At 58.7% G+C, this 13,708-nt stretch carries 4 protein-coding genes and 5 pseudogenes; 7 read left to right on the plus strand and 2 right to left on the minus strand.

What is annotated here, in order from left to right; translation table 11 throughout:
- From tssM to BBJ66_RS22095, 5 genes and pseudogenes are all read left to right on the plus strand, one after another.
- The gene (gene tssM / locus BBJ66_RS22075) at positions 1-3,606 is read left to right on the plus strand and encodes a type VI secretion system membrane subunit TssM (protein ID WP_012489525.1); all 3,606 of its coding nucleotides are present in this window, start codon (positions 1-3) and stop codon (positions 3,604-3,606) included.
- A 296-nt stretch (positions 3,607-3,902) separates the two neighbouring features.
- Complete coding sequence (locus BBJ66_RS22085) at positions 3,903-5,519, plus strand: hypothetical protein (protein ID WP_012489526.1); 1,617 nt, start codon at positions 3,903-3,905, stop codon at positions 5,517-5,519.
- A 99-nt stretch (positions 5,520-5,618) separates the two neighbouring features.
- A pseudogene (locus tag BBJ66_RS22090) lies at positions 5,619-5,857 on the plus strand (SIR2 family protein); the annotation flags it as partial.
- An 823-nt stretch (positions 5,858-6,680) separates the two neighbouring features.
- Positions 6,681-7,007 (plus strand): annotated as a pseudogene (locus BBJ66_RS33505) (carbamoyltransferase N-terminal domain-containing protein); the annotation flags it as partial.
- A gap of 191 nt (positions 7,008-7,198) precedes the next feature.
- Positions 7,199-8,209 (plus strand): LysR substrate-binding domain-containing protein, encoded by a 1,011-nt coding sequence (locus tag BBJ66_RS22095; protein WP_012489527.1) that lies wholly within the window; start codon positions 7,199-7,201, stop codon positions 8,207-8,209.
- Positions 8,210-8,418: 209 nt separating this feature from the next.
- Here the strand turns inward: BBJ66_RS22095 and BBJ66_RS33510 are convergent.
- Together BBJ66_RS33510 and BBJ66_RS22115 are read right to left on the minus strand one after the other, a co-directional pair.
- A pseudogene (locus tag BBJ66_RS33510) lies at positions 8,419-8,976 on the minus strand (radical SAM protein); the annotation flags it as partial.
- A 2,251-nt stretch (positions 8,977-11,227) separates the two neighbouring features.
- Entirely contained in the window at positions 11,228-12,115 is an 888-nt protein-coding gene (locus BBJ66_RS22115; protein WP_008536079.1) for a hypothetical protein, read from the minus strand.
- A 523-nt stretch (positions 12,116-12,638) separates the two neighbouring features.
- Between BBJ66_RS22115 and BBJ66_RS33525 the strand changes: the two are divergent.
- Positions 12,639-13,149, plus strand: a pseudogene (locus BBJ66_RS33525) (transposase); the annotation flags it as partial.
- A 12-nt stretch (positions 13,150-13,161) separates the two neighbouring features.
- Positions 13,162-13,708: pseudogene (locus BBJ66_RS35445) on the plus strand (hypothetical protein); the annotation flags it as partial.

A 13,708-nucleotide genomic window follows, 5' to 3' on the forward strand; every position in this document is an offset into this window, starting at 1 on the left:
ATGCAGTCAATCAAGAAAGCGCTTAGGTGGCAATGGCTCCGTGTCGGCGGGGCGGCGATCGTATGTGCCTTAATCTTCACGCTCGGACCGCATATCTCGGTCGGAGGATTTGCGCCGCTTGACAGCCTTCGCAGCCAGATCGCGGCATCGATGCTGATTCCGGTCGGATACACCGTGATCTACTTGATCCAGTCCCAGCTTTACAAGGTTCAGGCCTATTTTGAAGACCTCGTCCAATCACGAGTGTCGGGAGCGCTGGACGCGGGTGGGGCCGAGCAGAAGAAGGGAGACCCAAGGCCTTCCGACCGAAGTGTGGGGCAAGCCAGCACGCTTGCTGAAAGAGAGCTGGAGGCGATTCGTCATCGTTTCCGCGAGACCCTTACCACACTCAAGGGGCGCCGCTACGCAGGAGGTATCAGCAGGCGGTGGCTCTATCAGCGGCCCTGGTATGTGATGATCGGTCCGCCCAACTCGGGGAAGACCACAGCAATAGTCAATTCCGGGCTCAGCTTTCCGATGGCGGCGAGGTCCGGTCTGAGAGCCGCCGGTGGGTTAGCGGGTACGGAAAACTGCGACTGGTGGATCACCGATGACGCGGTGTTCGTCGACACTGCTGGGCGCTACACGGTACAGGAGGGTGATGCAGACCGGGACAAAGCGGTTTGGCGTGGCTTGCTTCGTATGCTCAGACGCTCCCGGCCACGGCAGCCGCTGAACGGTGTCTTAGTCACGATCGCAATCAGCGAGCTGAATTCTACATCCGAGGAAGTGCTCGCCGATCGCGCGCGCTGTATCCGTGAGCGGCTCCTCGAAGTGTACAGGGAGCTTCGCCTGCAACTGCCGATTTATGTGCTTTTCACTAAGAGCGATCTGCTGGCGGGATTTGTTGAATTCTTCGACGATCTGGGTCGCGAGGGGCGGGAGGCGGTGTGGGGGTTCACCTTTGCGCAAGAGGCGTCGGAGGACGAAGGCGATCCGATGGCGTTTGCCGCAGCATACGATGCGCTTGTTGGCCGCCTAAACGAAAGGCTGCTTGAACGAATGCAGCACGAAAGCAACCTCCAGCGTCGTGCGCTCATGTTCGGCTTCCCACAGCAGGTCGCTAGCCTCAAGCACCTGACGCAACAGTTCTTGAAGGAAGCCTTTGGCGGGAATTCGTTCCAGGAACCGCTTATGCTCCGCGGCGTCTACTTCTTAAGCGGCACGCAAATTGGCATGCCCTTCGATCGAGTTGCGAACGCCAGATCTCAGACCTTCGAGATCGCTCAGCCGCCCTGTACAGCGCTTCGTGGCCCGGGCCGTAATTATTTCATCAGCCGGCTGCTGCGCGAAGTCGTTTTCGCCGAAGCTGGGCTCGTCGATGCCAATCACCGCTTCGATCGGCGCCAGCGGCGGATCCGGTATGGCGCCTACACGATGATAGCGGCGGTCATTGTTACCGCCAGCGTCTTATGGACGTTCAGCTATATTCGGAATGTTCAGCTGATCGAGAGCGTTCGCCTAATGGCTGGCAGCTATGCCAGAGGGGCTGAAAAGCTGAAGCTCGACCGGGTTGAGAGTGGCGATCTTCGACCCATCCTGCCACTGCTTCAGCGGCTGCGTGATGCCAACGGCGACAGCGCGGGCGGCCGCCTATCAAGTTCGGGTCTCGACCAAAGTAAGAAAATCAAGGTTCAGACGCTCGCGGCGTACCGCCGCGCCGTGAACACCATCCTGCTGCCGCGGCTGATGTTCCGGTTGGAAACCTTATTGGTCGAGCGGCACGACGATGATCAGTTCGTCTACCAGGCGTTAAAGGTTTACCTGATGCTGGGTCAGCAGGGTCCGCTCCAGCGCGCGGTCGTCAAAAACTGGATGGCTGCCGACTGGCGAGTGATGTTTCCGGCCGAAGCCGATGCCGGCCTGCGCAGCGCGCTCGCTGATCACCTGGATGCACTCATGGAAGGGCCGCTGCCCCATAGTGAGCTTAATGGCGAACTGATCGAGAGGAGCCGCGCGAAGCTCCAGACCGTCTCGATGGCGCGCCGCGTCCTCGACATCATCGCGACCAGTCCCGAAGCCTCGCGGGCGCCAACCTGGCGTCTGGCCGACCATGCCGGGCCGCTGGCGCAGGGCGTCCTGGCTCGCAAATCGGGACAGCCGCTCAGCGAGGGGGTTCCTGGCATCTACACGAGGGCGGGGTTTTACGGAACCTTCCTGCGATTGCTGCCGCAAGTGGCTGACGCTGTCGCTGCAGAAGGCTGGGTTCTCGACTCACAGGTAGTCGCGCCGATTGCAGCCGGTGATGTGAGCCAGAAGCTGCGGCGTTCGGCGGCGGATCTCTACGCTCAGGAGTTCGCGTTGCGCTGGGACCAGCTCATTGGCGATATGTCCATCCGCCCGTCTGGGGGTATCGATGACGCGCTGCGCACCTTGAACACGCTGTCCGCGCCGACGTCACCAATGCGCCTGTTCCTTTTCGCGGCGGCGCAGGAGCTAAAGCTCAAGCAACCACCGGCTCCCGAGGACGGCTTGACGAAAGGTGACAGTGTCCCCCAGGGCGAGGTGTTGCCAAGCGAGCTCGAGGCACTGTTCCGGTCTCAACCGGCCGCGGACACGCCTGAAGCTCACGTCCAGCTCTATATGGGCGATCATTTCCGGTGGCTGCACCAGCTGGTCGAAGTGCCGTCGAACAGCCAAGCGGGCGCGCAGGCGCCGATCGACAGTGCTCTCCGGGATCTCGGCGAACTGTATCGCTCCCTCAGCCAGGCGCAGGGGCTGGCGGGTTCGAACATCTTGGAACACAACGGGCAGGCGGGCGTCGCCATCCAACAGATCGAGGCGGGGGCGGCCGATCTGCCCGAACCCATCCGGCAATGGATCCTCGGCCTCAGCCGCCACAGCTCGGACCTAACCGTCAGCGGCATGAGGCGCGGGTTGGCGAGCGGTTGGGCGGGCGGCCCCGGCGATTTGTGCCGACGGGCTACCGAAGGACGGTATCCCTTCGCGAGCGGATCCCGCCGGGATATCCCTTTGAGCGATTTCGCCCGGCTGTTCGGCCGCAAGGCGGAGATCGACACTTTCTTCGCCGAGAACCTTTCCCCATTCGTCGACAAATCCAAAGGTTCGTGGCAGTTTCGGCCAACGAGCGGTGTCGATTTCCCTATCGGCCGCAATACCTTGGCCCAGTTCCAACGGGCAGCCACGATCCGCGACACCATGTTCGATGATGCCGGCCAGGTGTCAGTTGGATTCCTGCTCACCGTCGCCGAGACCGATCCGTTGACAGACCAGGTGGTGGTAGACATCGACGGCCAGCGCCTCGAACATCGACGAGGAACGGCCGCCGCGGCCATGCATTTCCATTGGCCTACGGCCGGCGGCGTCGGCGGCGCTTCCGTCGCTTTCATCGGTTTTCAAGGCGCCACCCTCTCCAAGAGCGGCCATTGGGCGCTGTTTCGCCTCTTAAATGAGGCGGATAAGCAGCCATTGGGAGGAGGGGACCTTATTCAGGTACGACTGGTGTCCGGTCGCCATTGGGCGGTTTTTAACCTCCAGCCTGACAGCGTGATGAGCCCGTTGTCCCGCAATCTGCTGTCAGAATTCCGATGTCCAGATTTCTTATGAACGCCGGGATAGCATCCGACTGGCGCTGGGAAAGCCCTATGGGGTCACGAGACGCCCACGCAGGTCTGCGGCGGGAGAGGTCGGCATGTCGGTTGCCGGCCGGATCGGAGGCGGTCACGGCTGCGACTGGCGGCGATCGTCGCTTGATCTCGGCGCGCCGCTTTCCCGCTCGACTAGACCGCTGGAGAGCGCGGTCACCTCCATCAGGCAGATCTTCGGGAAGTTGGGTGATCAGATCCTGTCCCACCCTATCAACCGACGTACACTGATCTAGAACAGGAAACTGGAGAGATATAATGGCCGGAATGAAGCACAATAGGACAAGAGCGAAGAAATTTCTGCAGTTGATCGACCAGACGAAGAACAGAGCGGATTTGGAGTTCTGCTTTGCGGTCGGCACGGTTGGCGATCTGCGGAAGCCTGCTGTCCTGGTGAGTAAGAAAAAGCTCAATGGATTGGCACAAACTTTGAAAAACATGCCTTTTGAAGATGATGAGGATAGTAGTAAGGAGAACTTTTCGCTTCTGCGGAGAGGCACGGGCAGGATGAACGAAAACGGCGTTATCCTCGTCAAGTTGGCTGATGGTGGAAAGGCCGGGTTCCCGCAGGTCCAAAAGGTGATGAAGAAGTATTTCGTGAACTTCCGCATGAGGTTGCCTGACATGCAGGAAGCAGGAATCTTAACTGAAGAAGACATTCAGCAGTTTGAGATGAACGCCGAGGAGAACTCCCAATTTCTTCCACCCGACGACTCTGAAGAATTCAATCGGCCGATGACGGCGCTCGATAGCGCGGAAGGGAACTCTGCAGGGAGTGTTGAAGAAACTGAAGAGAGAAGCAAGCGTGAAGGCGGGGCTGAGCTCCTGGAGCAGCTTCTCCCGGAAGTGAAGGAGGGCATTGCCGCCGCGGCCGCGACCATTTCCAATCACGCAGTAAGTCTCAGCGCGCAAATTGGCGCGGGACAGACCGCAGAGTTGTCCCATCTGACCACGAAGATCGCGGATTGGCTGCAACGTGTGCTGGCTGCGACGCCTCCGGAAGAGCAGGAGGCAACGCTGCACAACTTCGCCGGCCGACTTCTGTTGATGCTGGCCTATCCTGAGAATCTGCGAAATCTTCAATATGTGGATGACATGCCCGATGGGGCGGGGCAGGGCGAGACAAACGGCGACCGCCGCGAAGAGGTCGTGGTGAATGGGATCGATCTGAACAGAGTTCCAACGGGCGCTCTCGATCAAGACGAGGTAGTAGAGTCCTTGTTCCGTCTGATCAAGGCAAAGGCTCAGGAGCGACAGCTTTCTTATCCGCTAGAGAACGCGAATTCTGAGAGGATTGCGAAGATAGTGTCGTCGCAATGGCCGAAGGAACTAGGCGATGCAGCCCGTAGGCGCGCGGTTGTGGAGCGTCTGATCGCAGCGGTGGTCCCGCGGCTCGGTAACGATGATCAACTTCTGGTCCTTCTTGGCATCGCAGACCAGCCCGAAAGGACCAAATCCATCGAGAACTCGGTCGAAAGTATCATAGCTATATGGCAGGCTCATCTCGACACTGCCTTGACGCTGCGGGATGAGGTAAAGAGCAAGATCAACCAGATGGTCGATGTGGAAGCCCGCGGCGGAACGTGGAGGTATGTCGACGACATCTTCCTGCAGTTCGGAGGAGAGCTTTCAGATCAGCTCTCCGCCATCACCGAACGCAACGGTGAGGCACTGTCGAGCGCGACCGAGCGTGTCCGAACCACAGTCCAGAAGAAGCTCGATTATCTCAACGGCAGCGACATTGTAGCCATGCTTGACAATCCTCCAATCGACATCGGTCCGGGCACTATAGGGCAGACGCTGCGGGAAGGGCTCGCGGCCATCACCGATGGACTGAAGCGCATCGAAACCTCGCGCGCCGCGCCCGCCGCGTAATAATCGCCTGTCTCGATGCCGGCCGACCCACCGGAAGGCCGGGCGAGCAGGCCATCAACGGCCTCATCAGCGACGGAAGGAGTTCCGCCGCTCAGGTGGGTCAGCGAAGCGGTGAAGGAGCGGCGCACCAACAGAGGCTCTTCTTCATCGGCTGCCGCTTCAACGACCAGATGCTGCGCACCTACGCCCGACGGATCATGACGCGATCCAACGCACCACGTTTTGCGGTGCTGGATGCGGCAGCGCCGACCAACAACCAACGCCGTTTCCTTGCAGCAAGCCCGATCACGCTTATCGACGTGCCGACTGGCGAAGCTGCGGCTAGGTTTATCGGCTGAAAACCAGAGTAGAGAAGGAGTGTTGCGGGTACGACGATACACGAGGATTTCGGAGATCGGTCGTCGGCACCGACGTCGGAGGCGGATTTGCCGTAAACGTTGATCATCACGGCCGCTGTTTGAAAGTGCCGCTCGCCTTGCTATGAATCCACCCATTCCTTTTTGCACGCATTCCATCCACAAAAACGATTTTACTGCTCAAAACGATTGCCCTTAGAAAACGCTGAAGAGCGCTGTGTAGATTATGTGGAGTTCTAAAAAAATGGGTCCTCAGGTGCGGAGACGATGCTGGAAATTCGACCTGGAGCCCTCTGTCAGTTGCCTGGCCTCGATTGTTATCTTACGCTGGTCGTGATCGGGCAGAATCTTCACCGTTGCTTCTCCCGTTTCAGTGCTGATAGGGCTCTCACAAGAAGCACTGTTCCCTGGTCGACTAACCTGTGAGTGCATCTCCCACAATCACTAGAAGCCAGAGCAGGCGCGCTCGCAGCCGCGAGGACTTGGTCTGCGCCTTTTGCAGGGCCACCAAACCTCGTGATGTTTTCTTGCGGCTGTCGGGCCGAAATATGAAGGATTGAGTGATGTGGATAGGTTAGGCAGTTCTGCTGCAAGCGCTTCGGCCCGGGTTTCTGTGCGGCGTCGCAACAATGATCAAGAAGGTTGCGCAGGATCGGTTGTCGGCAATGTCGCCGCGCCGGTCACTAATGGTATCGGCTTCGACCCCGTGAGCTCTAGCTGCACTGTCAAGCGCCACCCTATGAAACTACGAAGGCCGGTGGCCAGGCCAGAGCGACCTACCTTCCGAAACGAACTGGAGAGCAACATGCTGTGTCTAGGGCTCAGTGGCGGTCTAAGCAAAGATTACGAAAATTCGTCCGATCTACCGAGCACCTTTATGCACGATGGGGCTGCGGTTCCCGTTCGCGACGGGCGAGTGATAGCGGCGGTCGAGGAGGAGCGCCTTAACCGGATCAAGCACTCCAACAAGTTACCAATGCGTTCGATTCAATATTGCCTCGCATCTGCAGGTGTTCACCTGAGCGACATCGACCGCATCGCGTATTATGCGACCGAGGCCTATTGCAACGCTGTGCTCGAGCGCGTGCGCCTCTTTCACCCAAGCACCCCAGCATCGGATCCGAGACTGTTGCAACGGGCTCGGGGAAGTCGACACGGGCGCTATATTCCTGTGGGACACCCCGATGTTCCATGTGATCGCCATCGTCACACAGATCTGGCCGCCCCTTGGACGCGTGATGGCACAATGCCATGAGGTTGTCACCCGCGCTCCACCGCCGAGATGAACTCGAAAACGTTGGACCCGGAATTGATTGTTGAGGAATGAACGTCATGAAACGCTATGTAGAAAAAGAGGTGACGGATCAACTCGCTTATAGGCGAAAGATGTTGCAAGATTGGAGAGGAGAGCGCCTCACTGGACACCAGATAAACTTGGCATCAATAGACCTCAACCTCCTGGTCGCGCTCGAGGCTCTGCTCGAATACCGGAACGTGACGCACGCGGGCCAGCACATCGGGCGGAGTCAACCGGCGATGAGCCGGGCACTGGGAAGGCTGCGCGGCATGTTCAATGATGACCTGCTGGTGCGGTCTTCAACGGGTTTGATCCCAACGCCGCAAGGCGAACACTTGGCTCAAAGGCTGCCGTCGGCACTGCGTACGATCCGAGAGATGGTGACAAGCCGCAGCGTAATCTCAAAAGAATGGGGGAGGGGGGCAACGCTCGCGATCCCCGATCATCAAGCTTTGGCTGTACTACCGCGCCTCCTGCCGTGGTTACGCGAGCGTGCCCCTCATCTCGACACACTCGCCTGTTTGCCGTTTGATCGTGCCGTGCGGGGGCTTGAGCAAGGTGATATTGATTTGGCCGTTGGGCATATTGACGTGCAACTGCCTGGCTATTTTCGGCGCAGTCTCTATACAGACCGCTTCGCGTGTTTGTTGCGCCACGACCATCCCGCGCTGGCGCAGGAATGGACGATCGACAACTTCGCGACCTTGCGTCACGCTGCCATCAGTACGGACTCCCCCGACCATTTCGGCCCGATCTACGACCACTTGCCCAACCTGCGAGAGGATCGTAGTCCCATACTTTTTTCCAGCGTTCTCACGGCAGCGGTGGTGGCTTCGGGGACGGATTTGGTATTGCTCGTCCCGCGCCGCGTTGCGACCCAAGTTTCCGCGATGCTGCCGCTTAGGGTTGTTGATCCACCCCTCGAGCCGGCACCGTACAAGGTCATGCTCATCTGGCACGAGCGGTGCCATCACGACCCGCAGCATAAATGGCTGCGCAAGGAGGTCGCCGCAGCGTTGGAGACGGGAGCAGACTGACACAGAAGCGGTGATCGGGATGCTCCCGAAGCATCAAAGAGAGCAAACGGGGATTTTGCGCGGGGAGATGACCAAGAGCTCAGCGCTGCTGCGCCCGAGAGTGCCAGGCATGTTGGACGAATATCGAGACTTGGATGCCTATGTGCTCGCGGGGTCTGCTTGTATCCGGGCTTCTGCTGAGCTGCGGCTCGGCCCTGCAGTGGCGCGGATATCTTCGCGCCGGCTCTCGGATCGACCATTTTGATGGTGATCGTCAAGTGATCAACATTTATGTCAGCAGGCTCGCCGACACGGTCTGGCACTGCCGGACCGTTGGTTGAAAGACACAGCTTGATATCGGGGACCTCTGTGGCTCCGCGTGCAAATGTCGCCTTTGTCTTCTTCCGGTCATAACAGGCATCGCTTGGTCCGGCGATAAAGAGCACGGAAAGCTGAGGGACTTCATTGGCGACCGCAACGACCTTTCGCAGCGCCTGGTCAGGCGTAGGCCGGCTTTCGTTGGCGCAGTATTTACTATTGCAGTAGTTGCACTGGATATTGCAAGCTGGTGCGGCTACGACGTGCATGCGCGCGAAATAGTAGTGCGCTTTTTCTAAATAGCAGGAAAGGTCCGTGATTTTCTCCCAGACAGCCGGCTCGACGTGGTGCGGCTTTGCGGACGAACCGCACAATGACGCGGCGCAAGCAGTGGACTTCGCTGTGGCCAGCAGTTGGTTCATAGTTGTCGTGCTGGTCAGGTTCTTGAGCGAAATCATTGGTGGGGGCATTAAAGGCTCCGTTGCTGCTTAACGTCGCGGTTCAAGAAGCAAGGGCCATGCCAATGAAAATTGCGTTAGTTTTCAATTGGTTAGAGTTTTTTGTCCGGTTCCCTCCATTTGCGACCCGACATAGGGTTGTCAGGCATTCGACAATAGACCTACACCGGTAAAATGGCGGCTCGCCTCGAGTGCTTGAGTTGAGGAGGGCAGGTCGGGCCGCTCGACCACACCAGGCTTAGAACTTTCTTTCACCCCGATTTGATGCCCGCGGATGGCATAACCAGCCTAACGTGGGGTGACGCCGAGAGGCGAGCCGCCTGGCCCCAGATTTCTCCCTCGCGTCGATCAGCCGCTCCCGCTCGGTCAGACGAGCCCGATTGGGAGCCAGGCAGGATCGTTCGGATACAGGCTTTGGAGGAGACTTCGCCGAGACAGGCACCGGCAGCCCCGGCGGCCGCAAACGGGGATCCAGTCGACATTGGGCTCTTTCTGGCGAACTCGTCGATCGCATTGTCGCCGAATGGACCGTTAGCTACCTTCCACACAAGCGCAGAGAGGCCCTGGCTGTTCTTGCAGACAAAATCCAACGCACCAATGGTCCTTGATTGCGCGGGAGTTGCTGTCCTACGCACGCTGTTTGAGTTCACAGACGTTCCCTGGGAAGTGGCATTGCGAGGCCAAGTCAAGCGCCGACGGCGCGAATGTCCGTTCGCAGATGCATAGAACGCCATTTTCAACTCAAGACCAGACTTGCGACGGGCCATGGACCACGAAAATGGGTCGAATTGCATGATCGCGAAACGATCCGCGACTGTCCTATCGGTATTGCCGCGGGATAGACGGGCGGACGAGGCGGGGCTGCGCAGCTCCTTCTGGCCTGATGCGCAGGACGTTCACGGAGCGTACACGGGCTCCGCCGAGGGATTCATTGAGTTCACGCTTGGTGTCTTCAAGACCGAACCGCGCAACATCCACCAGATCACCAACGTTCTGATTGAGTTTATCAGCCCGGCTGAAGCACCTGTCGAGAGCTACTTCACTGCGCTCCAACGAGGGCCGGACTGCGGCCGGATCAAACGTTGCCAGGTTTCTCCTATGTGGTCGATATTGCGACCATTTTCTGAAAAGGGAAGGGGAGTGGAGAATTGCCGACCGCACAGTGGTCTATGATTGGCTCGAGGAGCAGACACAGCAGGCGGCGTCGCCAGAGTTTGAGCGGTTCGGTTTCAGGCAGCCGATCGGAACATCGCATTCTAACGACCCGGTCTATACGCTCGGAAGCGGCAAAGAGCATGAAAAGCCGAGGCGGAATAGCGGCGCGTTCAGCTGGTGCCGAACTCTTCTTTTCCGGGACGTGGTGCTAACTTGCTGTCATCTGGCTCCTTTAGCGTTAGATCGCATACGCCGGAGCAGGAGAAGCTAATCCATGAAGCAAGCAGACACCCGCCGTCATTACACGCGCTGCAGGCGGGATTGGCCGCGCTCTGGTCGATGCCTTTGCGACAAACGGCGACATTGTCGTTGCCGTGGATCTTCCTGGAAGCGGAACGGTGCGGTGCGGCGTTGCCGCGCGGCCCTGCGATCTTCAATGTGGCCTCGCTGGGCGGGTTGCTGGGCGCCCCAGACGCAACGGCTACGCTGCCTGGAAGGGGCCTGATCTTGATCACGAAAAGTTTGGCATGCGAGTTGGCGTCGCGTCGAGTGGGCCTGACGGCCATAAGAGCTCGGCTATGTGCGCACGCCGATGGTCGAGAACTGGAACGCGCCGACGAGACGGATCTCGCCGCTATTCGCCGACGCGTGCCGATGGGGCCCATGGGCGCGTCCCGATGATGTCGACCGGACCTTGCGGTTTCCGGTCAGCTCGCACGTCGATCATTCATCGACATCGTGTCGGACGGTCGCCTTGGGCTTGGCGACGGGTCCGGATACGAGCGATTCGAGTTCAAGCGCTTCGGTGTCGTTATTCATGAGGCGCCTGGGGAGTACCTGGGTGATCTTTTAGGGGCTCAACCAGAAGGTTTTCGAACCCGACGGCCATTATCAGAAGATACCCCCAACGGCGATATCGTTGCGGACCACCCAGAAGCCAGCCCCGCCAATCTGCATCGCGGCAGGATCGGAGTGCAGCATGAGGCGGGCCGTCGCAGAGAGTCGCAGCAATTATTGCAGTCTCTAATCTTCGCCTGCGTCCTCCCGTAATACAAGGGCGTATCAACTCAGCCGGCGGCGCAAAAAGTCCTCACGATGAGGCAAGCTTTTAGCCGCGGTTCAAATTGAGGTGTTCGAAGTACCAAGACGGGTCATCATCGGATGAATCTGTCTCGACACTGGCGTCACTCGAATGCTCCTCGACACCTGCTTCATCGTCGCTAAGATACTCCACGGTTTTAGAGAGATAACTCCAAGGTTTGTCGGCGCGCTGCCATCCACCCTTGCTATTCTTTGTCCACTTGTCGGGATGTTGCGTAGGGTCGAGCACCCAGCGATTTTCACCCACATTAACGAAACCCATCTGCTCTAGACGGGTTCCCATCTCCGGCGTAGCGGGACGTGACATGATCAACGGCTGTTCGCCGTCGAGTTGAAGTTGATGTTCGAGCAGAATATCGCCTGCGTTCTCGACAAGCGGATGAGTAACGCGAAGGTCTACAATCGACGTGATTCTTCTTCGACCGGGAAATAGTTCCCGCCACGGCTCGTTTTCGATGCTAAATCCATCCTCTGTTCTTAAAAGCCCAACGCTTCGTTCTCCCAGATCATAGCTGAAATATCGCGCGCTGGGCGTATCATTGTCGGTGCCGCCGTAGAGTCGAGCGATGGTAGCCGTACGCAGGGCTTTAGAGGACACGAAGGGCGAGTACTCTTGTGGATTGACGGAAATGTGCTTGATTTCATCACCGTAAAATTCCCTTACTTTTCTGGCAAATGTCGATCTGTCGAGCACCTTAATTGGAGGTTCGGAAGAGAGCGAGTATGGTCGCGTTGGCGACGAAGGCGAAAGAGCATGGGGATCTGGCGTTGATCGGGACGGCATGCCCGTAAGCGTTTGTGCCCCGGTCATATTCTCGATCCACCCCGCCATGGCCCGGGTGCGATCATCTTCCTCGGAAATGTTGTAGCGCAGCGATCGTTCTGAGTTATCCATGGCGGTCTCTCCTGAGAGTGAAAGGTGTGATGAAGCGCATTCTTTTCAGTCGCTTCACATGGGAACGGTGCGCTCACATGTCCGGCCTATAAAGCGGATACGTGACTGCTAGACTCGATGAAGCGGGCGGTGCGCGTTGCATGCGCCGCTCCTGATCCCTTTACCTCAGCCCAAGCCTCGAGGATCCGCGAAAGCGTGGCTCCCTTCGCCAGACCATCGTCGAATCGGCTGACAGTCCGTCGGAGGTGTCTGCGCCGCGGCAGGGCTAAGATTAGCTTGAATGTTAGAGGCGTCTCGGAAAATTTACCGCCCCGCGGGCCTGTTCTGTTTTCACCGTTGTTGGTCTCCAATTGCAGATTACGCATATGCTAGTGCAACCGGACTGGTCGCCATCATGCAAAATCGATATTCTAAGATGCTTTGGAAAAGCGGAGCCACGTGACCCCTTAGGTGGTGAAGGTGACCTGCCACTGCGAATTTCCTCCAGAATTGATTAGAGTCCGGCCCATCAAAGGACGGACGAATGAAGAAGCAGAGGTTTACCGAAGAGCAGATAATTGCGGTACTGAAGGAGCAGGAGGCAGGCGCGAAGGCGGCCGACCTCTGCCGTAAGCACGGGATTTCGGAAGCGACGTTTTACAACTGGAAAGCCAAATACGGTGGTATGGAAGTGTCCGAGGCCAAGCGGCTGAAGGCGCTTGAGGACGAGAACGCCAGGCTGAAAAAGCTGCTGGCCGAACAGATGCTGGATGCGGCCGCGCTCCGCGAGCTTCTTGCAAAAAAAAATGGTAGGGCCTGCCGCCAAGCGTGAAGCCGTCACGCATCTGAAGGCCGTGATGGGTCTTTCGGAGCGGCGGGCCTGCCAGATCATATCCGCCGACCGCAAGACGGTGCGTTATCGGTCCTGCCGACCGCCGGAGGTGGCGCTGCGGGCAAAGCTGCGTGACCTTGCAAACGAGCGTCGGCGTTTCGGCTATCGGCGACTGTTCGTCCTGCTTCGACGGGAAGGAGAGCCGTCCGGCGTCAATAGGATCGAGGTTCCAAATTTGATTTCCGGAGGACCGGCATCGATGTACCCAAGACGGAACCAGCCGCGCGATGACGATTCTCGCGAAGTAAGTGAGTGGATCGAAGGCGTGACCGGAGCTTTCGATACGGACGCCTGGATCCGGGAGTACAATTCACAGAGACGAGATGTGGAACAGGATCTGAGCGACTTGCGCCTCGGTTCGCACGACAGTGACGCCGGCGACCGTGTGCCGCGTCGCAGATCCGTGGGCGGTTCGATGCGAGTGACGCCGCAGTCGTTGGCGCCGGAGAACTCGTTGAGCGGCGCCCGCCACAGCATAGACGTCTCTCGGGCGGGCTCCAGCAGCTTGCGATTCGGCGGCTCGGGGAGCAAGACATCGAGCAATATGGCGGAGGCGGGCGAAGTCGCCGCGGCGCCGCAGGGCAAACGCCGCGGATTTACGTCGCGCATGGCGTCAGGGTTCAAGAAGGCGTTCGGATTGAGCAGCGGCAAGACGTCGTCGCGGAGTTCGGGGCAGCAAGACGTCGATGCCGCAACGGAGACTCACGTGGTCTCAACCAAGG

Origin of the sequence: Rhizobium sp. RSm-3 (assembly GCF_001854685.1) — a bacterium.
Taxonomy (GTDB): Bacteria; Pseudomonadota; Alphaproteobacteria; order Rhizobiales; family Rhizobiaceae; genus Rhizobium; species Rhizobium ecuadorense.

What these genes read in the sequence shown, in the direction of transcription:
- BBJ66_RS22085 (WP_012489526.1), top strand. Translation starts at nt 3,903, where the DNA reads ATGGCCGGAATGAAGCACAATAGGACAAGAGCGAAGAAATTTCTGCAG.
- BBJ66_RS22095 (WP_012489527.1), top strand. Translation starts at nt 7,199, where the DNA reads ATGAACGTCATGAAACGCTATGTAGAAAAAGAGGTGACGGATCAACTC.
- tssM (WP_012489525.1), top strand. Translation starts at nt 1, where the DNA reads ATGCAGTCAATCAAGAAAGCGCTTAGGTGGCAATGGCTCCGTGTCGGC.
- BBJ66_RS22115 (WP_008536079.1), bottom strand. Translation starts at nt 12,115, where the DNA reads ATGGATAACTCAGAACGATCGCTGCGCTACAACATTTCCGAGGAAGAT.